Here is a 20,715-nt window from a genome sequence, read left to right on the forward strand (position 1 = left end):
GGGCGACGCGCCCACGCCTGCACCTGCGGCGGACCCTTCCAAGTTTCAATCCACGCCCGCCACAGAAATAGCGGGCGACCACCGACGACCAGGTGCAGGTCGTGCGGCGAACAGTTTCAATCCACGCCCGCCACAGAAATAGCGGGCGACCAGGGCCGGGCGCGATCTGCAGCAGCGTGCAGTCGTTTCAATCCACGCCCGCCACAGAAATAGCGGGCGACCGGCAGCAGCGGCTACGACGCGCGGATCAATGCTGTTTCAATCCACGCCCGCCACAGAAATAGCGGGCGACCGCGGCGCAGTCCATCGGCGTGTCGCGCCGGATGCTGTTTCAATCCACGCCCGCCACAGAAATAGCGGGCGACATGTGCGTATTTGATAGCCAGAAGCTAACTATTTGTTTCAATCCACGCCCGCCACAGAAATAGCGGGCGACCAGATCGGCAGCAGCGGCTACGGCGCGCAGATCGGTTTCAATCCACGCCCGCCACAGAAATAGCGGGCGACCAGGATGATGGCGGTCCGTCTGCAGTCGTGGATCTGTTTCAATCCACGCCCGCCACAGAAATAGCGGGCGACGGCCGCATTGGTAAATGCTTGATCCCATGTCCCGTTTCAATCCACGCCCGCCACAGAAATAGCGGGCGACAAGGTTGCATCGAATGCACTGCGGTCACCAGCCTGTTTCAATCCACGCCCGCCACAGAAATAGCGGGCGACATGGTCACAAGCGCGCCGGCGTTGATCTCCAGCGAGTTTCAATCCACGCCCGCCACAGAAATAGCGGGCGACCTACCCCAATCGGGTGGACTGACCCGCGGACGCATGTTTCAATCCACGCCCGCCACAGAAATAGCGGGCGACACCGAACTGCTGATCAAAGGCTTGGATCTGGCACGGTTTCAATCCACGCCCGCCACAGAAATAGCGGGCGACGATGCTTGTAATTCTTCATCACGGCCGGGTACATGGTTTCAATCCACGCCCGCCACAGAAATAGCGGGCGACCTTGCACTACCGTGTTGACAAAGTTGATTGGACCGGTTTCAATCCACGCCCGCCACAGAAATAGCGGGCGACACCACGTCGTTGACGGGTCCGGGCAGGACCAGCGTGTTTCAATCCACGCCCGCCACAGAAATAGCGGGCGACGCCGATCAGTTGCAGGCTCTGCACCTTGCACGGCTGTTTCAATCCACGCCCGCCACAGAAATAGCGGGCGACTCCACACAGCCAAGTCCTTGTCGCACAAGGGAAAAATCGCACTGGAGCGCGAACCTTGGGGCCGCGAGGGCCGGTCGGGGGTGCGCTGAGCGGATCTGAGGCATGAAAGTGATGCGCGACAAGGACTTGCGTGGGGCGCGAACCTCCCAGGGACCAGGCGGTCACTTGGGGTTCGCGCAAGGCACCATCATAGAACCAGTGGCCCCTCGAAATCCGTCGAACGGAAGGCGCCGTGCTGGCGAACCTCGCAACCTCGCGTGTTCGCCATGCGGTACAGACGCAGACAGTCGGTGTTCACGTCGATCTCGTCTAACAGGCGCCGCTCCAATTCCTCCATCTGCGCCAGATCAACCTGACATTCGAAGACCGATTTCTGCACGCGCTGTCCTGTGCTCTCGCAGACCTTGGCGACCCGGCGCAGGCGGCGCCGGCCGGCGCGATCTTCCGTGTTGACGTCATAGCAAACGATGACCAGCATGGTGTGAACTCCTGGTCAGCGCACGCTGAACGGCACGTAGGTGGGCGCCTCACCCCGCACATGCCGCGCCAGCAACCGCGCCTGCACCAGCGGTACCAGCCCGAGCAGCACACTTTCGGCCAGCAGCGGATGGGTGAGTTCCTCCTTCTTGCGCTCCTGGAAAGCGACGACCACCGTCTTGCGTGCATCCCCGTCGAGCAACACCGCCCCGCCCTCGCGTTCGGTGAAGTCCTTCGCACTGACCTGACCCCGGTTGATCAGCGTCAGCGCCAGCCGGTCGGCGAACGGCCGGAACTCCTCCACCAGATCCAGTGCCAGCGCCGCCCGCCCAGGTCGCAACGCGTGCAGAAAACCCATCTGCGGATCCAGCCCGGAGGCTTCGATGGCACTTCGGCAATCGTTGGTCCACATCGAATACAGGAAACTCAGCAGCGCGTTCATCCGGTCCCGCGGCGGTCGCCGGCTGCGGCCGTTCAGCGCAAAGTGCTCGCGCTGGTCGGCGCGCACCAGCAGCGTGAACACCTCGAAATAGGTGCGCGCCGCCTCGCCCTCGATCCCGCGCACGGTGTCCAGATCGGGCGCCGCGGGCAAGGCGCGCAGGCTGGCCGCCAAGTCTTGCGCCGCCCGCTCCAGCCGTGCCGTTTCTTCATCGGACTTGCTGTCCCGCGCCCCGCGCTGCAGGACGTAACGCTGGTTGCGCAGCTTGCCGGCCACGATGGTGCGCGCCAGTTCCAGCGTGAAGGCCGCGTTGTCAATCGCCTGGTGGTGGGCACGGCGCAGCAGCACGTTGCCACTGACCTCCCCCTCCAGCCGCGCCTTGAAGCGGCCGTTGGCGTCGAGCAGCACCAGCGCCTTGCCCTCCTCGGCCAGCCGGTGCATCAGCGGCGCGCTCAGGTTGATGTGGCCGAAGCACACCACGGCGTTGAGGTGGTGCAGCGGCACGCGCAGCTTGACCTCCCGCTCGACCTCGACGCGCAGCGTGTCGTTGTCCAGGCGCAGGTAGCTCTCGGGCGTGGTGACGTACAGGGTGTTGAGCAGTTGCATGGGGAATAGAGCTTGTCGGAGTCACTCGGCGTCCGGGTCGAACAGCCGGGCGCGCAGATCACCCAGGGCGTGCAGCCGGCGCCACGCTTCGGGCTGGCAGCGTTCATTGAGCGAGCAGGCGCGGCAGCGGCGGGTGTCGGTCGTCGGGGCGGGCAGCGTGCCACTGGCGAGCATGGCGCGGAACGCGGCAGCGATTTCGACCACCTCCGCTTGCAACGCCGAGGTGATCGGCACGACGCGACGGCGCTTGGAGCTGGCGTAGTACAGCGCGCCTTCCGTCACCGCGTGGCCGGTCATCTCGGCCAGACACAGCGACTGCGCGGCGAGTTGCACGTCGTCGGCGTGGGCGATGTCAGCCGCCTTGTTGCGCGAGCCGTGCTTGTACTCGACCGGGTACGGCACCCCGCTGGCCGGGTCGAACTCCACCGCGTCGGTCTTGCCGATCAGCCCGAGCGCGTCGTTCCACACCGGCAGCGCCCGCTCGATGCGCACGCCCTTGCGCAGCTCGAAGCCCGGCTGGTCCACCTGCGCATGCACCGCCTGTCCGCGCAGCGTGTGAACGTTGTCGTCGAACACCTGGTCCAGGTGGATCAGACCGCACTGGCGCGGGCAGTAGGACCAGTGTTGCAGGGCCGACAGCGGGATCGGGTCGGGCGGCTCGTCCGCGCCGGGCCGACCCTCGTTCGCGACCGACCCCATCTCAACAGCGCCGCGTGAGCGTCACCCCGGTCGCGGCCGGCACCGACTGGCCCGGCGCGAGCGGCTGGCCGTCGAACAGCACGGCGTAGGCACCGAAGTCGCGGGCGGGTGTACCCGGTGCAGTAGGCGCCACGGTCAGGCGGTCGAACAGCGCGTGCGCCGGGGCATTCCCGAGTTCGCTCTCGTGCTCGAAGACGTAGAGGCCACGGGTGGACATCTGGCCGCGGGCAGCCGAGCGGTCGTGCTCGAACATCTGCTCCAGCGCCTTGAAGTACAGGTCCAGGTCTTCCGCCGAGAACTGCGTCTGCTTGGCGAGGAAGGACGAGACGAAGCCATGCGAGCGGTACAGCCCGTATGGGACGGTGTGCTTGCGGCCCATCGTGCGGTTGTCGCCGCCCTGCTTCTCGGCTTCGGCTTCGGTGGCGACCGCCATGCGGGTGATCGAGTGCTCCAGCGCGACGATCGGCTCGATCGAGCGGGCGAACGTCATCTGCACCGGGCCACGCACCTGGCCGCAGTTGACGCCCAGCGACATGACGGCACCAAAGGTGCGGACGTCAAAGAAGTTGGCGCACATCCAGTTCCGCGCCTTGTCCACGGTGTCGCCACCGCCCTTGCGCTTCTTGTCGTCACCCTTCAGGGCCTCCTCGTTTCCGGTTGCCACATAGGCCCGCTCGTGCGCACGGTTCAGGACCGCTTTTTCCTTGACGTAGATCTCGTAAGGCGGCTGCTCGCCATGCACGAGGCCGACAAAGTTACGCACCTTGCGCTTGAGCGCCACGTCGGTCATCAGGCCGTGGCCGGTTTCGGCGTCCATGCGCGGCAGATTACCGGCGTCTGGGTCGCCGTTGGGGTTACCGTCCTTCACGTCGAACAGCAGGACGAAGTCATAGCGGTGATTCAGGTTCATGTTCAGTCTCCCTTGGTGGATTCGGTGGTTTCAGCGGCGATTGCGGCAGCGGCAGCCTTGTTCGCATCAGTCTTGGTGAAGAAGTCCTGGCGCTGGTGGTAGTAGCCCAGCGCGAAGCGGCCCTGGTCGGGCAAGGCCATGTGGGTCGGGAAGTCGGTGAGGCCGCTGGTGATCTCGGCGATGAGCTTCTCGAAGTTGGTCGCCTGGCCGCGGTTGGGCAGCTTGGCGAGGTGGTGGTTCTTCAGCCGCAGCAGCGTGGTAAAGACCGCCACGGGCGTGCTGGACGCAGCGCCGAAGTAACGTTCGCGGATGGTGGCGTTCAGGCCAGGACTGGCCGCCTCCTGGATCTTCTCCAGCGTGGCGAACAGCCGGCCGAGCCGGTAGCCGGCATTGGGGTTCTGCAGATCAAGCATGGGACGGTAAACCTCCTCTGACATGGGGTTCTGGAAACGGATCTGGCGGTTCAGGCACGCCTTGATGGTGGCTGCGCGGTAGTAGGTGACATCCCGTTCGGCACGGCTGCGCTGCACCGCGGCGTTGAGCCAGAGCGCCGGGAAAGGCCCGCCAGTCAAGATGGCACGCATCAGGTCGCCGCTCAGGGTTGGCGGAATGTTCTCGGGCTTGCCCTGGACAGCGATGGCACGAAGCAACCAGTACAGCGGGGGGAACGCCTGCTCATGTGCCCGGTGGGTGATTTCCAGATCTGCGAACCACTCTCGCACCCGCACGGCGATGTCATGCAAGGTCGCGGCGTGCCAGAAACGGATCGAGATGCGAGCGGCGTTCGGTGCAAGGCCCAGCACATAGAACTTTCGCTGGCCCGTCGCCCCATCGAACTGCCCGGACTGGAGCGCGTCGAACAGCGCCCGCACCTGCTCGGTGTGGGCGTCCGGGTCGTCCTGGTCGGTATCGAAGAACGAGGCGAAGGCGTCCTCGAAATCGCTGTCCTGCTCGGACTGCGCCCAGAACACGGTGCTGGCGTCGCCGACCTGCATGCGCTGGCGGGAGCCTTTGGCGAGCAGGCTGTTCAGCGCGGTCGTGTAGGCAAAAGCGGCGAGGGCACTCACCGGGGCGTTAGCGCCCTGCTCCTTGCCGAACGAGCGGAAAGCGTCAAGGTTGAACGACACAATGTTCGCGCCGGAAGTCTGGGCGCCCCACACGCCTTTGAGCGCGTTGTGCAGCCGCTCCGGCTCGGCCGAGTCACCGGTGATCAGGCACACCAGGGCCGCGCCAGGTGCCTCCTCCTTCGGGCCGGCGGCAGACACCGCGCCGATCACGCCCGGGCGCTGACACACGAGGTCGATGTCGTCCTTCAGCCGGAAGGACACGATCGGATTGACCTCGGCGATCTCGACCCACTGCGGCTGCAACTGCGCATCGGCGAGTGGCTGACCGGCCAGAAAGCGTTGGACCGCGATCAACCCGGCGTCACTTGGCGCCCGCTGCGCTAGTTGGTCCACGCGCTGCCGGAACGCGGCGACCTGTTCGGCCACACGCTGCGGCTTGCCCTTGGTGTCGAGTCCGAGCACGTACTCGGCCGTGTCCCACAGCAGATTGGCCGCCACGCCGGAGGTCTTCTTGACACCTTGCGGCACCTGATACCGCCGAGCGAATTTCTTCTTCCCCTCCTGCGTCCGCGTGTCCTTGATCCCCACCAGCCGCCCATCCAGCGCCAGTTCCAGGATGAACGGAATCTCCTTCTCCTCCAGCCCGGCCGCTGGCAGCCGCCGCGCCGGATCGGGGTCGCGCATCTTGCGTTCGTAATACCCGTGCAGTGCCTGAAGAATCATCGCCGCACCTCCACGCCTTCCAGGTCGAGCACCCCGCGCACGACCCTGGCGCGGAAAAACATCGGTTTCGGGTCCGCCGGCCGGCTGAAATCCATGTCGTAGAGCATCCAGCCGAAATCGCCGTCGATCTCGGCACACGGCTCAGGTTCGCCGTGCGGCGTGGTCACGAGCCGGAAGCGGGCGTCGAACTCGCGGCAGCCGAGGTACGGCTGGTTGACACACTGGCCCTTCGACGCACGGCGGGTGAACATCTCGGCGTACTTGGCCGGGTTGTGCAGCGCCTCGCCCTTGACCGACACCAGCCGCGCATGCAGCCGATAGCGCACGTCACGCAGAAACAGCCCGGCCCGCTGCTGCCGCTCGTCCTCGACGTACAGCCCGAGCTGCCCATGCCCGGCGGTCATCACGGTCTGCAGGTTGCGCGTCGAGATCACCGCACCCACCTCGTTGCGCCGCACGCTGATCCACCGCACCGGCGCCAGGATCTCGATGCGCTCGACCTCCCACCGGATCTCCGGCTTCCACAGGATCGAGTCGAACACCGACCGCGCCGCTGACGGCGTGATGAAGTCGTAGGAGACACGCTCCACCTTCATCTCCGGGCGCGTGAAACAGGCGTAGTCGCCTTTCACCTCAAGACAGAAGCTCTGCATCAGCCATTTCTCCCTTCCATTGAAACCATCTCACCCGCTCACGCGTAGAAGGCCGCCGGATCGCCCGGCGCCCCACCCACCCGTGCGCCCATCACGGGGTCGTAGAACACATCCGAATCCACCTGCACGTACAGCCCCGGCACCTGCGGCAACTCGCGCACGTCACCGCCCTTGACCAGCTTCTTCAGGTCGTGCTGGTAGACCGTCACCCCGTACCGCTGCAGCTTGCGCATGAGCCAACGGGCCGGGCCGTCGCGCTCCAGCATCCGCAGCAGCATGTTCACGTCCTCCCGGCACCGCTCGCTGCGGTAGCGCACGATCACCGTCGCCGCGTCCTCGTTGTCGATCAGCTTGAACTCGTCCGAGGCATCGCGGAAACGCACCGCCAGCGCCTGCTCCTGCCGGTCGATCTGCAGCCGCAAGGCCTCGCAGATGCCCTTGCGATCCAGGTCCGCGTCGGCGTAAAGCCGCTTGAAATAACCCGCGATGTGCTCCAGCGCCAGCGGGTCGCCTTCACAGCGGTCCCACACCAGCGTGCAGGTTTGCACCGCCTGCAGCATCAACCCCGGCGGCGGAGCCTTCGGCGGCACGAAGACATGCACCTCGCCCATCGCCAGCCGCCCCTCGCGGTTGCAGCGCCCGGCCGCCTGCGCCACCGAGTCCAGCCCGGCCAGCGCCCGGAACACCACCGGGAAATCGAGATCGACCCCGGCTTCAACCAACTGCGTCGAAACCACCCGCACCGGCTCGGCCTCGTCTCCCTGCGCCAGTGCCTCGCGCCGAACAACGAGCGCCGCCTTGATGTCCGCAATGACCTCACTGCGGTGCTGCGGACACATCAGCGCCGACAGGTGCCACAGCCCGCGGGCGCCGGTCGGCAACTCGCGCTTCAGCCCGTCGTACAGCTCGCGGGCATCGGCACGCCGGCTCACGATGGCCAGTACCGCCTCGTGCCGCATCAGCGCCTCGGTCGTCACGCTCCAGGGCTGCGGCGTCTTCAGATCCGCCGGCAGATGCACCCGCACCCGCTGCAGCGCCGCGTACAACCCCACCTCGTCGTCGATGATCGCCGTCACCTCCCCCGACCCGTAACCGCGCAGCCCCTTGCCACCGAACAGCGGCTGCGAGGTCAGCGTCGGCTGCGTCGCGGTACACAGCACCACCGTCACGCCGTGGTCCTTCACCAGCAACCGCAGCACGTCCACCACCGGCTGCAGGTACTCGACCGGCAGCAACTGCGCCTCGTCGAGCACCAGCACGCTGTTCGCCAGGTTGTGCAACTTGCGGCAACGGGAAGTCTTGCGGGCGAACAGGCTCTCGAACAACTGCACGCTGGTGGTCACGATGACCGGTGCATCCCAGTTCTCGCAGGCGAGCCGCGAGCGCGAGGTCTCGGCCCGCTCGTCACTCTCGGCGTTGCTGTGGTGCTCGATCACGACGCCTTCGCCCAGCGGCGCGAAGACCTCGCGGTACACCTCGGCGGTCTGCTCGATGATGCTGGTGTAGGGGATGACCATCACGACGCGGCGCTTGGCATGCTGCGCAGCGTGCGTGAGCGCGAAGGCCAGGCTCGCCAGCGTCTTGCCGCCACCGGTCGGCACGGTCAGCGTGTAGGTACCGGGCGCCCCTGTCGCCTTGGCCCGACACGCGGCGAGCACCTCGGCCCGGTGCTGGTTCACCGGGCTGTCGGTCTGACCAGATGCCTCCACCGCCTCGGCCTTGTGCGTCATGTAGCCATCGAACGCGGCCAGCAGCGCGGTCATCGGCAGTACGTCCGCCTGCCGGGCCTGCGTGGCGGCCGGGGTCATGAACGCTTCGGTATCCAGAAAATCCGCGTCCACCAGCGCCGAGAACAGCATGCGCACCCAGAGGGCGAAGCGTCCGGGGATTTCTTCGACCATGCTGGGAGGAATAGGCAGTTGCGGCAGTCGAGGAAGAGTGCCCACTGGAGACAGCAGATCGGATGCAGGATCGGCTTCCAGTGCTTCGCTCAGTTCACGTTTTGCGTCGTCGCCAGCGAGTCGTCCTTTCAGACTTTCCCAGTTATCCAGCCCAGCGTGGTGCCCCGCGATCACGTATTGCAGTACCCGCGACACCATGCGGCCTTCACGCCCGAGTTTCGACACCAGCGTCTGCTCGGCCCACAGCGCACCAGCACCCGAGTGGCTCTTGTCGCGGTTTGCGGGCAGTTCGCTCTGGATGTGGGCATCAGCCACCAACCGGATGTAGGTTTGAAACCCACGGCGGTACTTGCCCAAGTCGTGCCACAAGCCGGCAAGCCGTGCGAGTTCGCGGGCGGCGGGGTCGTGGTGAAGGTGGCGCGCTGCGAGCTGTGCCACGGCTTCGAGGTGTTCGTCTAGTCGATGATGCGCCGCGCCGCCGCTGCCGGCATGCGCGATCGCGATCTGTGTCGCGGTCATTTCTTCTCCCTGGAAAATGCAAAAGCAGCATAGTCCGGGTACCGATCCAGCCTTCCGAGACACGTCAAAACGTGACAATTCCGCACGACCTGCTGTGACATTACTCACGGACATATCCCATGCCCTACTCCCTCACCGACAAGCTCGTCATCGGCATCAGCTCCCGCGCCCTGTTCGATCTGGAGCACGAGAACCGGCTCTACGACGCGCAGGGGGTCGCCGCTTTCAGCCAGTACCAGCGCGCCCACGAGAACGAGCCGTTGCGCCCCGGCACCGCCTTCCCGCTGGTGCAGGCGCTGCTCGGGCTGAACCCGCTGCTGCCGGAGCGGCGCATCGAGGTGGTCGTCGTCTCGCGCAACTCGCCGGACACCGGCCTGCGCGCCTTCAACGCGATCGAGGCCCACGGGCTGGACATCACCCGCGCGGCGTTCACGGGCGGCGCGCGCTCGCTGGTGGAGTATCTGAAGGCCTTCGAGGTGGACCTGTTCCTGTCGCGCAACCGCGGTGACGTGCAGGAGGCGATCGACCACGGCGTGGCGGCCGCCCTGCTCTACGACCCGCCCGCCGCGTTCCGCGCGCCCGAGGGCCAGATCCGCATCGCCTTCGATGGCGACGCCGTGCTGTTCTCGCCCGAATCGGAGCACATCTACAAGACGCAGGGCCTGGAAGCTTTCGCCGCGCACGAGCAGGCCAACCGCCGCCGCGCCATGGCGGAAGGCCCGTTCGCCAAGCTGCTGGTCCGCCTGGCCGCGCTGCAGCAGGAGTTCCGCAGCCGCGGTGCGCCCTGCCCCGTGCGCATCGCCATCGTCACCGCCCGCAGCAGCCCGGCACACGCCCGCGTCATCCACACGCTGCGCGACTGGCAGGTCGATGTGGACGAGGCGTTCTTCATGGGTGGCGCGTCGAAGGACCAGGTGCTCGCCGCCTTCGGTGCGCAGATGTTCTTCGACGACCAGGACGCGCATGTGCAGCCGGCCTCGGTGCGGGTACCGTCAGGGATCGTGCCCTATGCGGGCGGTTCGACCGACGCACAATCGCGCCCATGCACCGACACTTCCCCCGCTCCGCCTTCGTCTGCCTCGCCCTGAGTCTGGCCGCCAACGCCGCTTGTGCCACGGACGTCACCGTCGCCACCTGGAACCTCGGCTGGCACCTGGACACGCCGCTCGCCACGCGCTGGATCGCCGCCTGTGGTCAGCGTTTCTCCAAGTCCGGCACGGGCGAGCTGTGGCGCCCCGACCCGAACGGCCCGAAGACCGGCTGGCAGCTGCGCTGGGGCCGTGACGCCAAGATCGAGTGGGACATCGGCCAACTGCCGCCCTGCGATGTCTGGCAGAGCCGCCACAAACCGGTCGCGGTCACCGAATCCGCGCTCGCCAAGCACCGCCAGCAGATCGCCGAGGTGCTCACCACCAAGGTGAACGCCGACGTGATCGCCTTCCAGGAGGTCAGCAGCGTGCAGGCGGTGCGCGAGGTGCTGCCCGATGGCGGGCGCGACTACGAGGTCTGCGGTTTCACGTCGCACAAGGTGCAGCGGCTGGCGTTCGCATGGCGGCGCAAGGTCGCCACCGCCGTGGGCACCTGCGAGGTCTACGCGCCGCTGGCCTTGCCGGAGCGGCCGGTCAAGGAACAGCCGCGGCCGGGCCTGTCGGTGGCGCTGCGCATCGGTGGCAAGGTGACACGTTTCCTCACCGTGCACCTGAAATCCGCCTGCGTCTCGCCGCTGGAAGGTGGTGGCAATGGCAACGGCCGCGGGCAGCTGGCCGGGAATGATCCGGCCTGCACCGTGCTGCAGGCACAGCTCCCGCCGCTGGAAACCTGGTTGCAGGAGCGCAGCCAGGGAGTCGACGCCGTGGTGATGCTCGGGGATTTCAACCGCAACATCGCCCACGAGGCCAGCCTGCCGGCGAACACGCCGGTGCGCAGCCGCGGTCTGGCGACGGACGCCTATGTGCCGGGCGTGCGTTCGACCAGCCTCTGGCGCGAGGTGAACGACGGTGTGCCGGCCGCGTCCCTGCTCACGGCGCTGGACACGGCCTGCCCGCTCGACGAGGAATCCACCCGGCTGTGCAAGGACGCCAAGGCCCGCGTGCTGGACCCGTCCGAAATGGAACGGCTGACCGATGCGAAGGCGCTGGGCTGCCGCAACCCGATCGGGCTGGACCACATCACGGTGCACCTGCCGGCGGGCAGCGGCCCGGTGCCGACGGCCGAGAAAGTGGCGCTCGGCTTCCTGGGGCGCACGCTGGGTGCGGACGACCGGCGCCCGGAGCCGCTGCTGGCCGTGTCGGACCACTGTCCGCTCAAGGCGCGGCTGCCGCTGTGACCCGTCGGCGGAAGGCACGGCCCCTCCCGGGCCGTGCCAGGCGACGCCCCTTCAGCGCGGCGGCTTGTCCGACTTGACCGTGAACCAAGCCTCGTCCGCCGTGTGCTGCCAGGCGTCCATCTGCTTCACGGCCTCTTCGCGGGCGATGCCATAGCGTTCCTGGATCTTGCCGGCGAGTTGCTCGCGGTGGCCGGCCACGACGTCGAGGTCGTCATCGGTCAGCTTGCCCCATTGGGCCTTGGCCTTGCCGGCGACTTGCTTCCAGTTGCCTTGAATGCGGTCCCAGTTCATGTGTGCTCCTTCAGGGTGTGGTGGTGACAGGGGGTTGAATGGCCGCTGTGGGTTCACGGACGGACGGTGATCTCGTTCCTGACCGACTTCACGCCGCCGACCTTCATCGCCAGCGTCTCGGCCATCGTGCGTTCTGCCGTGTTCTTGGCGAAACCGGACAGCATCACGGTGCCATTGAGCGTCTCGACGCTGATGCTGCTGGCGTCCACCTGGCGGTTGTCAACGAAGCGGGCCTTGACTGCAGTGGTGATCGCGGCGTCGTCGACGTAGGCGCCAACGCTTTCCTGGCCGCGCGTGACTGCGCAGCCCGAGGCGACGAGCATCGCCATGGCGGCCATGGTGGCGGTGAGGGTCAGGGTGAAGCGGCGGGTCAGGGTATGGGTCATGGCAGATCTCCTGTGGGGTTGTCCAGATCGTCTGGATCGGTGCGCTTGTGCACCGGACGGACATCTGCACTGTAGAAACCCGTGCGCCAAGGGGCCATCGGCGCCGGACACCTGTCGCTGTAGGACAGCGCCGCACCCATGTGCCAGACACCCCCGGTCTGTCAGGCGAGGCGCGGGTCTGCAAAGGACGGGACGCCGAGCCAGTCGGTGTAGGAACGCCGGTCGGCGGCGTAGCAGGTGCAGGCACTGGCTTCGAGCCCGGGACGGTCCAGCACACGCAGTTCACCGCGGCAGTAAAGGATCAGACCTCGGCGCTGCAGCGCGCCGGCCGCCACGGTGACCCCGACACGGCGCACGCCGAGCATGTAGGCCAGAAACTCGTGCGTGACCCGGAAGTGGTCAGCATGGGCCCGGTCCTGGCTCATCAGCAGCCAGCGCGCCAGGCGTGGTTCGATGTGGTGGAATCGCAGACAGGCGGCCGACGTGGCCAGTTGCGCCATGCGCACATACAGGAATCGGTGCAGGTAGTACTGCAGCGCCAGGCTGCGGGCCAGCTCCGCCAGGAAATCCGGCACGGTCAACCGCCAGGCCGTACCGACCCCCTGCACCAGCGCCTGCAGCGGCGCAGTCACCACGCCCAGCATCAGCGAGGCACCGAGCACCCCTTCGCGCCCGACCATGCCGACCTCCAGACCCTGGTGGCCGTAGAGCTGGGTCACCAGCGAGACGTAGCTGTCGACAGGGAAATGGACATGCGCCAGCGGGGCGCCGCGCTCGCACAGCACTTGCGAAAGGGCCAGCGGCACCGATTCGCACCGGGCGAGCAGACGCTGTCGATCCTGTCCAGGCAGCAATTCGATCAGGTGGTTCCTGGCAAGGGTCATGCGGCACTCCAGTGCATGGACACCCCGTCATGGGAGTAACAGGCGTGGGAGATACCGACTGTGCGCGCCGACGGTGAACAGCTCTGTGCGGTGGCACGCATACCTGGTTGACCCCCCCGATTCCGGGTGGCGGCATGTGCGCTGCCGCACAGACCGTCCGCAGCCCCCACGCCTACAAGAGTCTTAACCCGATGCACGCGCCGGCCGTCTGTCCGGAAAATCTGAAAGTACCCTATGCGCACCCCCATCATCTGCCCTTCACGCCCGTCACGCCCGTCACACCCGGCCTCAACGGCCATCGCCCTCGCGGCGGTGATCGCCCTGGCGGCCGCCCTGCCCGCACAGGCCGCACCCGAGCTGGGCTCGGCCCAGACCTTCGCGGTGCTCGCCGGCACCACGGTGACCGATGCCCACAGCGCCCCGAACCCGCCCACGCAGATCTTCGGTGACCTCGGCACCAGCCCCGGCGCCTCGATCACCGGCCTGTTCTCCGGCATCAACGTCAACGGCGGCACCGTGCATCCCAACGACGCCACCGCACAAGCGGCCCTCATCGACGCCACGACCGCCTACAACGCGCTCGCCGGCCTGGCCTTCGGCACCAACCTGACCGGCCAGGTGATGGGTTCACCCGGCCTCACCACACTGACACCGGGCGTCTACCGCTTCGACACCTCGGCGCAACTGACCGGCACGCTCATGCTCGATTTCGCAACCAATCCGGGTAGCAATTTCGTGTTCCAGATCGGCAGCACGCTGACCACCGCGGCCGATTCGTTCATCAGCGTCCTCAACGCCACCGCCGGCAGCGGGATCTACTGGCAGATCGGCAGCTCCGCCACGCTGGGCACCGGCACCGATTTCGCCGGCAACCTGCTGGCGTTGACCAGCGTGACGCTCAACCCCGGCGCACAGATCCTCTGCGGCCGGGCGATCGGCCTGAACGGTGCGGTCACGCTGACGGACAACCTCGTCTCGGCCAACTGCGTTGGGCAGGACTTCGGTACCGGCCTCGTCGATGGCGGCAGCCTCGGCTTCAGCGGCGGCCCGGTGACGCCGGTGCCGGAACCCGCCACAGCCATGCTGTTCCTGACGGGGCTGGCGGGGCTGGCCGCCACGCGCGGGAAGCCTGCACGCAACACCCCCTGAGGCGGGTAGTCATGTGCGCCAGGGCACAGACGCCGCAATAACCCGATGGAACGATGGAGTTTCTTTCCGCTGTCAACCCTCTTCCGAAAGCACCTTATGCACACCCATCCCGCTCTCCTCGCCGCCACGGCCGCCCTCGCCAGCACGCTCGCCTTCAACGCCCAGGCGGCCACCACCGACTGGGGCACACACGGCCCGCTCGAAGTGGCCTCCGTCCTCATGCCGATGGGCAGTTTCAGTGACACCTATCTGTTCAGCCTCACCGCTGCGGAGACCCTGTTCAGCACGGCGGTCTCCAACAACCTGACCAGCGCCCTGAACATCACTGGCGGCCAGGTGTCGCTGTTCAAGGAGGAGGGAGCCGTGGACGCCGCTGTCGGCAGCTTCGCCTTCAACGACGTGACGGGCAGCATCTCGCACGCCTTTGGCATCCTGACCCTGGGCAACTACTACTACGAAGTCACTGGTGCTGGTGTCGGCAGCCTGGGCGGCTTCTACACCCTCAGCTCGACCCTGCTGCCCGTCTCGCCAGTGCCAGAGGCAGATTCGCTGGCGATGATGCTGGCCGGTCTGGGGGTCATCGGCTTCCTCGGCCGCCGACGCATCCGTTGATCCGGCCAGGCGGTGCGGCCCGGACACCCCCATGCCGCCCGACCGCACCGCCCTCGACGATCCCTCGCTGCTGACCCCCGAGACGGTGGCGCAGGCCCTGGGCAGCGATCTCACCCAGGGCCTGAGCGCAGACGAGGCCGCCCGCCGCCGCGCGCAGGACGGCCCCAACACCCTGCGCTCCAGCACCCGCACCAGCCTCTGGCAGCGGGCGCTGGCACAGGGCACTGACCCACTGGTGCTGCTGCTGCTCGCCGCGGCGGCCATCGCCACCGGCGTCTGGGCCCTCGAAGGGCGCCATGGCTGGCCGGTGGACGCGGCCGTGATCGGCTTGGTCGTCGTGCTGAATGCCGTGCTCGGCCTCCTGCAGGAGGCCAAGGCAGACCACGCCGTCGCGGCGCTCGCGCGGATGACAGCGGTGACCTCGTCGGTGCTGCGTGGCGGCCAGCTCCAGCGCATCCCGAGCGCCGATCTGGTGCGTGGCGACCTGCTCGTGCTGGCCGAGGGCGACGCGGTGGGCGCCGACGCGCGACTGGTCGAGGCCACTGCGCTGCACGTGCAGGAAGCCTCGCTCACCGGCGAGAGCGCGGCCGTCCTCAAGGACACCGCCACGCTGCCCGACGCGGTCAGCCTGGGCGATCGGCTGTGCATGGTCTACAAGGGCACCGCGGCGGTACAGGGCAGCGGCCGGGCGTTGGTGACCGCCACCGGCATGGACTCCGAGATGGGCGCCATCGCCACCCTGCTCGACGCCACCACCGCCGCACCGACCCCGCTGCAGAAGGAGGTGGCCCGTATCGGCCGTGCGCTCGGGCTGGCGGCGGTGGTGATCGCGGTTGGTGTGGTCGGCACGGTGCTGGCCATGTCGGACACGCACACGCCGGCCGACCTGGTGCGCGTGCTGCTGCTGGGCGTGTCGCTGGCCGTGGCCGCCGTGCCGGAAGGACTGCCGGCGATCCTGTCGGTGGTGCTGGCGATGGGCGTGCAGCGCATGGCCGGGCGCCAGGCAATCGTCAAGACGCTGGCAGCCGTGGAAACGCTGGGCTCGGCCTCGGTGATCGCCTCCGACAAGACGGGCACGCTGACCCGCGCCGAGATGACGATCGTGCGCGTGATGACCGCCTCGGGCGGCACGCACGTCACCGGTGTCGGCTACGTGCCGGACGGCCGCGTCGAGCACCAGGGGGCTGAACTCGCCGCCGGTCCGCTGCGCGACGAACACATCGCCGTGCTCAGCGGCGGCAGCCTGGCCAGCAACGCCGACCTGCGCCAGACCGCGGACGGCGCCTGGGAGATCCAGGGCGACCCGACCGAGGCCGCCTTCCTCGTGGCCGAGCGCAAGCTGGGCGTGCACACACGCCGCACCACACGCTTCGCGCGCATCGCCGAGCTGCCCTTCACCTCGGACCGCAAGATGATGTCCACGGTCGCGCTCGACCACGACCACGGCGACCTGCGCGTGCTGATCACCAAGGGTGCGCCGGACGTGCTGCTCGGGCGCTGCACCCAGGCGCGTGTCGGGCTGGAGACGGTCGCCCTCGACGACGACGGCCGCCGCCACATCCTGGCCGACGTCGGCACCCTGTCGGACGCGGCGCTGCGCACGCTGGCCGTCGCCTACCGCCCGCTCCGGTCGGACGAGGACATGGCCGCCGCGCCCGAAACACTGGAGCGCGACCTCGTCTTCGTCGGCACCGTCGGCATCATCGACCCGCCGCGGCCCGAAGCCGCCGTGGCGATCCGCGAAGCGCACAGCGCCGGCATCCGCGTCATCATGATCACCGGCGACCACCCGGGCACCGCCCTGCGCATCGCCGCCGATCTCGGCATCGTCGAAGCCGGCGCACCCGTGCTGACCGGCGCGGACCTCGATGCACTGGACGAGCCCGGGCTGGCCGACGCCGTGCGCCGCACCAGCGTCTACGCCCGCGTGGCGCCGCGCCACAAGCTGCGCATCGTCGCCGCGCTCCAGGCCGACGGCAACGTGGTGGCGATGACCGGCGACGGTGTCAACGACGCGCCCGCGCTCAAGGCCGCCGACATCGGCATCGCCATGGGCCGCACCGGCACCGAGGTCACCAAGGACGCCGCCCGGATGATCCTGGCCGACGACAACTTCGCCACCATCGTCCATGCGGTGCGCGAGGGCCGCGGCGTGCTGGACAACATCCGCAAGTTCCTGCGCTATCTGCTGTCGTCGAACCTGGGCGAGGTGCTGACGGTCTTCCTCGGTCTCGTCGGGGCCGGCGTGCTCGGGCTCAAAGGCGACGGCGGTGCGGTCGCCCTGCCGCTGCTGGCGACCCAGATCCTGTGGATCAACCTCATCACCGACGCCGGCCCGGCGCTCGCCATGGGCGTCGATCCGATGACCGAGGACGTGATGGCGCGGCCCCCGCGCAAGTCGACCGAGCGGGTCATCGACGGACGGCTGTGGGCGGGGGTGGTCGAGATCGGCGTGGTGATGGCGTTGCTCACGCTGTTCACGCTGGATCTGTACCTGCCTGGCGGGTGGATCGAGGGCACGCAGTCGCTCGACCAGGCGCGTACAGCCGCGTTCACCGTGCTGGTGCTGGCGCAGCTGTTCAACGCCTTCAATGCGCGCTCGGAGCACATCAGTGCCTTGCGCGGGCTGTTCGCCAACCGGTGGCTGTGGGGGGCGGTGGTGCTGTCAGCGCTGTTGCAGGTGGCGGTGGTGCAGATCGGAGTCCTGAACCTCGCCTTCGGCACGCGGCCGATGCCGGCGGCCCAATGGGGCATGTGCATCGCGATCGCCAGCGGGGTGCTGTGGTTCAGCGAGTTGCGCAAGGGAATTCGACGTGCGATGGCGCACAGACGCCCGCGACCCGATTCGGTACAAATAGGCACCTGATGGGAGTCCTGACCATGCCGAGTACCGAAACCGCAACGCGACACCCCCAGACACTGGCGTTCCTGCCGCAGCCGCAGCCGCAGCCGCACCAGCACCAGCCCCCGCCGCCCGTGCCGCCGGACAGTGCGTACGTGGACATTGCACCCCAGGACTGGAATCTGATGCTGGACGCGGTCAAGGCCCGGCTGCGCACGCACAGCACAGCGTGCCAGTCGGTCATGCTCGACTGTGCTGCCGCGCTGGAGCAACTGCACACCGCGCTGCACCACGAGCGCGCCCGGGTCCAGGTCGAGCTGGTCGGTACCCGCGATGGCGAGCAGCGCGCCCGCCGCCTGGCGCGCCACGACGGACTCACCGGCCTGCCCAACAGCGGTGACTTTCGGGAGCGGCTCGACCGTGTCCTGGCGCAGCGGAACAGCCTGCAGCCAGCGCTGGCCGTGCTCTACCTCGACCTCGATGGCTTCAAGCACATCAATGACCTGTACGGGCACGCCACCGGGGACACGCTGCTTCAGATCGTGGCGGCGCGGCTGCACCATGCCGTCCGGGCCAACGACGTGATGAGCCGCCTGGGCGGGGACGAGTTCGCCTGCATGCTGCCAGACCTGCGAAACCGGAAACAGCTCCACCAACTCGCCCGCAAGCTGTTCCAGACCGTGTCGGCGCCGGTGGTGATCGACCAGTTGCAGCTCATGGTGCGGCCGAGCATTGGTGTAGCGATCTGCCCGGACGATGCGGCCACCGCCGAGCTGCTGCTGCGGCGCGCAGACGCTGCGATGTACAGCGCCAAGCGCCAGCAGTGCGGCTACATCTTCTTCGACCGCATCGACGCCAAACCCTGAGACTGAGGCAGCACGTGGGGCAGCGCCTGCGCCACCACCTCACGCGCGATGTGGTGGCACAACCCGGAAACCAGCCCCGGTCGGCCAGCCCACCGCCATGGACGGCTCCAGGCCAGCAGTCCGCCCACCAGCACCGCACCCGCGACGAGTCCCAGCGGATGGCGCTGCGCCACCGGGCGCAAGACCGCGTTGGCCACATCGACCGCCACCGCGCCACCCGTGCGCAGCGGATGGCGTATCCACCAGCCGCGCACCGCATCGGCGGCAAGGTCGGCGGCGAGGTCAGCGCTGGCACTCACCGCGGCTGGTGCGCGGGCGTCCAGACGCAAGGCGCGCTGCAACTGGCGCCGCGACTGGCCGAGCCGGTCGACTGCGCTCGACGCGTTCAGGTTCACGACGCGGCCCCCACCTGACGCAACATCAGCAGGTCGGCCTGCACCTGCTCCTTCAGATTGCCGAAAGGCTGCCGGTCACCGCCAGCACGCGCCGCCAGCAGACACCACAGCGCGACCACGGCGGGCAGCAGCGGCGCGGCGACCAGTGCCCACGGCGCCTCGATCTGCACGGCCGGCACGACCGCCCACAGCATCAGCGCCACACCGGCCAGCACCGCCGCCACACACGTGCTGCACAGCGCCACGGCTGCCAGACGGATCTGGCGTTTCCAGACGCTGGTGACGGCGTCAAGGTCCGCGTTCGCCAGTTCCGCGTAGGCCTGGGCGTGATCGGCCAGCAGTTGCGGCCGGGTGGTGATCAGGTGAAGCAGGGCGTGGGCCATGGCGATCAGTCGCGGTGGTGCGAACCGCGCACCAGGCCGAGCAGGCCCATCAGCGCCGCACCCGTGGCGGCAGCGATCAGCATCGCCTTGACGGGGTCGTGCCGGATGTAGCCGACCGTGTTCTCGGAGGCATGCCGGGCCGAGGACCGCAAGTACCGGGAGCTGTCGTGCAGGGAATTCAGGCCGCGGTGGGCCATCGAGCTGGCCTGGTCGGCGGCACCGTCCAGCAGGGGCTCGGCCTGTGCGCGCAGCGCCTGGATGGCACCCGCCAGACTGTCGAGCGCGTCGGTAGCCACGCGCTGGGCGGCCTTGATCGCGTGGTCGGCCGATTCGGCGGCCTGGTCGGCCAAATGGTTGACGGCCGCATCCGTGGAGGCGGGGGAAGAGGGGGAAGAGGAGGAGTTGCTGGAAAACATCGGGTGTCCTTCGGGTTGCCTGGACCCAGTGTGGTCCGACCCACCGGACTCCGACATCAGCGGCCGGCCCCCCCCTCTGTCGGGCAAGCGCGTCAGGCGGCGTAGGACGCGACCGACAGGCCCGGCAGGCGCACCCGCAGCACGGTGCCCTGCCCCGGCGCGGACAGCACCTCCAGCGTGCCGTGCACAGCCTCGACGCGGTAGCGCATCCCGACCAGCCCGTAAGCCGAGCCACGCTGCACGGCCGGATCGAAGCCCACCCCGTCGTCGCGCACCAGCACTTCCACCTCGGCGCCCCGCGGTGCCATGTCGAGCCAGACATGGCGCGCCGCAGCGTACTTGCTGATGTTGGTGACGGCTTCCTGCACCAACCGGTAGACCACCAGCTCGGCCGCGGCGCCCAGCGGCACCGGCACCAGCGCGCAATGCACCTCGACACCCGAGCGCTCCGCGAACTCGCGCGCCAGGATCTCCAGCGTCGCCACCAGGCCCAGGTTGTTCAGCGTGGACGGGCGCAGGTCTTCGATGATGCGGCGGCCGAGGGCGATGGCGCCGTTGAGCATCTCGACCAGGTGCGCCAGCCGCTCCAGCGCCTCGGGCGGCGCGCCGGCCAGCCGCGGGCGGATGCGCGCCGCGTCGAGCTTGGCCGACGTGAGCAGCGCGCCGAGGTCGTCGTGCAGATTGCGCGCCAGGCGGCTGCGCTCGTCCTCGCGGGCGGTCTGGAGGTGATGGGTCAGCTCGATGAGCTGGGCCGTGCGCTGGCGGACCAGCGCGTCGAGCTGCACGCGCTCCTGATCACGCATCTGTTTCAGCTGTTGCGCGTGTTCGCGCAGCACTGCACCTTGCAGCGCACGCAGGCGCCCGTAGACACCCAGTGCCACCAGGCTGGCGAGCACCGCAGCAGCACCGAGCCAGAGTTCGAGGTTCATCGCGGGCACTCCCGGTGT

General features: G+C 68.1%; 20 protein-coding genes and 1 CRISPR repeat array. Of the genes, 6 read left to right on the forward strand and 14 right to left on the reverse strand.

Translation table 11 applies throughout. From position 1 onward, the window contains the following. Positions 1–42 precede the first annotated feature (42 nt). A CRISPR array of direct repeats spans positions 43–1,224; the repeat unit is 37 nt; unit sequence GTTTCAATCCACGCCCGCCACAGAAATAGCGGGCGAC. Between the two features lie 187 nt (positions 1,225–1,411). The 7 genes from cas2 to RMP06_RS12940 are packed head-to-tail and all read right to left on the reverse strand — an operon-like array spanning position 1,412 to position 9,218. Next, complete coding sequence (gene cas2 / locus RMP06_RS12910; protein WP_310462185.1) at positions 1,412–1,702, reverse strand: CRISPR-associated endonuclease Cas2; 291 nt, start codon at positions 1,700–1,702, stop codon at positions 1,412–1,414. Positions 1,703–1,717: 15 nt separating this feature from the next. Then, entirely contained in the window at positions 1,718–2,746 is a 1,029-nt protein-coding gene (cas1c, locus tag RMP06_RS12915; RefSeq protein ID WP_310462186.1) for a type I-C CRISPR-associated endonuclease Cas1c, read from the reverse strand. Between the two features lie 21 nt (positions 2,747–2,767). Beyond that, positions 2,768–3,445, reverse strand: coding sequence for a CRISPR-associated protein Cas4 (cas4, locus tag RMP06_RS12920; protein WP_310462187.1), 678 nt, complete (start codon positions 3,443–3,445; stop codon positions 2,768–2,770). 1 nt (position 3,446) lies between these two features. Beyond that, complete coding sequence (cas7c, locus tag RMP06_RS12925; RefSeq protein ID WP_310462188.1) at positions 3,447–4,355, reverse strand: type I-C CRISPR-associated protein Cas7/Csd2; 909 nt, start codon at positions 4,353–4,355, stop codon at positions 3,447–3,449. Positions 4,356–4,357: 2 nt separating this feature from the next. Then, on the reverse strand, positions 4,358–6,145 hold the full coding sequence (gene cas8c, locus RMP06_RS12930; RefSeq protein WP_310462189.1) for a type I-C CRISPR-associated protein Cas8c/Csd1: 1,788 nt from the start codon (positions 6,143–6,145) through the stop codon (positions 4,358–4,360). Beyond that, complete coding sequence (gene cas5c / locus RMP06_RS12935) at positions 6,142–6,798, reverse strand: type I-C CRISPR-associated protein Cas5c (protein WP_310462190.1); 657 nt, start codon at positions 6,796–6,798, stop codon at positions 6,142–6,144. Before cas5c ends, cas8c begins: the two co-directional genes overlap by 4 nt. A 38-nt stretch (positions 6,799–6,836) precedes the next feature. Continuing rightward, on the reverse strand, positions 6,837–9,218 hold the full coding sequence (locus RMP06_RS12940; protein WP_310462191.1) for a CRISPR-associated endonuclease Cas3'': 2,382 nt from the start codon (positions 9,216–9,218) through the stop codon (positions 6,837–6,839). A gap of 119 nt (positions 9,219–9,337) precedes the next feature. Here RMP06_RS12940 and RMP06_RS12945 point away from each other — a divergent pair, with 119 nt between their 5' ends. Next, positions 9,338–10,306: a 5'-nucleotidase gene (locus tag RMP06_RS12945; protein WP_310462192.1), complete on the forward strand. Its 969-nt coding sequence runs from the start codon at positions 9,338–9,340 to the stop codon at positions 10,304–10,306. Beyond that, positions 10,261–11,544, forward strand: coding sequence for a hypothetical protein (locus RMP06_RS12950; RefSeq protein WP_310462193.1), 1,284 nt, complete (start codon positions 10,261–10,263; stop codon positions 11,542–11,544). Before RMP06_RS12945 ends, RMP06_RS12950 begins: the two co-directional genes overlap by 46 nt. A gap of 51 nt (positions 11,545–11,595) precedes the next feature. On the opposite strand, the gene RMP06_RS12955 is transcribed toward RMP06_RS12950, so the two are convergent. From RMP06_RS12955 to RMP06_RS12965, 3 genes are all read right to left on the reverse strand, one after another. Beyond that, positions 11,596–11,835, reverse strand: a complete 240-nt coding sequence (locus RMP06_RS12955) for a CsbD family protein (protein ID WP_310462194.1) — start codon at positions 11,833–11,835, stop codon at positions 11,596–11,598. A gap of 53 nt (positions 11,836–11,888) precedes the next feature. After that, on the reverse strand, positions 11,889–12,173 hold the full coding sequence (locus RMP06_RS12960; RefSeq protein ID WP_409050170.1) for a BON domain-containing protein: 285 nt from the start codon (positions 12,171–12,173) through the stop codon (positions 11,889–11,891). Positions 12,174–12,382: 209 nt separating this feature from the next. Beyond that, positions 12,383–13,105: a Crp/Fnr family transcriptional regulator gene (locus tag RMP06_RS12965; protein ID WP_310462196.1), complete on the reverse strand. Its 723-nt coding sequence runs from the start codon at positions 13,103–13,105 to the stop codon at positions 12,383–12,385. Between the two features lie 234 nt (positions 13,106–13,339). Between RMP06_RS12965 and RMP06_RS12970 the strand changes: the two genes are divergently transcribed. From RMP06_RS12970 to RMP06_RS12985, 4 genes are all read left to right on the forward strand, one after another. Then, entirely contained in the window at positions 13,340–14,254 is a 915-nt protein-coding gene (locus RMP06_RS12970; RefSeq protein WP_310462197.1) for an ice-binding family protein, read from the forward strand. Positions 14,255–14,350: 96 nt separating this feature from the next. Next, complete coding sequence (locus tag RMP06_RS12975; protein WP_310462198.1) at positions 14,351–14,866, forward strand: FxDxF family PEP-CTERM protein; 516 nt, start codon at positions 14,351–14,353, stop codon at positions 14,864–14,866. 31 nt (positions 14,867–14,897) lie between these two features. After that, positions 14,898–17,732 (forward strand): cation-translocating P-type ATPase, encoded by a 2,835-nt coding sequence (locus RMP06_RS12980; protein ID WP_310462199.1) that lies wholly within the window; start codon positions 14,898–14,900, stop codon positions 17,730–17,732. 14 nt (positions 17,733–17,746) lie between these two features. Then, the gene (locus tag RMP06_RS12985; protein WP_310462200.1) at positions 17,747–18,574 is read left to right on the forward strand and encodes a diguanylate cyclase domain-containing protein; all 828 of its coding nucleotides are present in this window, start codon (positions 17,747–17,749) and stop codon (positions 18,572–18,574) included. Here the strand turns inward: RMP06_RS12985 and RMP06_RS12990 are convergent. The 4 genes from RMP06_RS12990 to RMP06_RS13005 form a co-directional block, all read right to left on the reverse strand. Then, positions 18,538–18,969 carry a hypothetical protein gene (locus RMP06_RS12990; RefSeq protein WP_310462201.1) on the reverse strand — a complete coding sequence of 144 codons (432 nt, stop codon included), beginning with the start codon at positions 18,967–18,969 and terminating at the stop codon, positions 18,538–18,540. The genes RMP06_RS12985 and RMP06_RS12990 overlap by 37 nt on opposite strands. Then, positions 18,966–19,352 (reverse strand): hypothetical protein, encoded by a 387-nt coding sequence (locus tag RMP06_RS12995; RefSeq protein WP_310462202.1) that lies wholly within the window; start codon positions 19,350–19,352, stop codon positions 18,966–18,968. The genes RMP06_RS12990 and RMP06_RS12995 overlap by 4 nt, the downstream gene beginning before the upstream one ends. Before the next feature lie 5 nt (positions 19,353–19,357). Continuing rightward, complete coding sequence (locus RMP06_RS13000) at positions 19,358–19,768, reverse strand: hypothetical protein (RefSeq protein WP_310462203.1); 411 nt, start codon at positions 19,766–19,768, stop codon at positions 19,358–19,360. A 92-nt stretch (positions 19,769–19,860) separates the two neighbouring features. After that, positions 19,861–20,697, reverse strand: a complete 837-nt coding sequence (locus RMP06_RS13005) for a sensor histidine kinase (RefSeq protein ID WP_310462204.1) — start codon at positions 20,695–20,697, stop codon at positions 19,861–19,863. Between the last annotated feature and the right edge of the window lie 18 nt (positions 20,698–20,715).

Source organism: Sphaerotilus sp. (genome assembly GCF_031429695.1).
GTDB lineage: Bacteria > Pseudomonadota > Gammaproteobacteria > Burkholderiales > Burkholderiaceae_C > Sphaerotilus.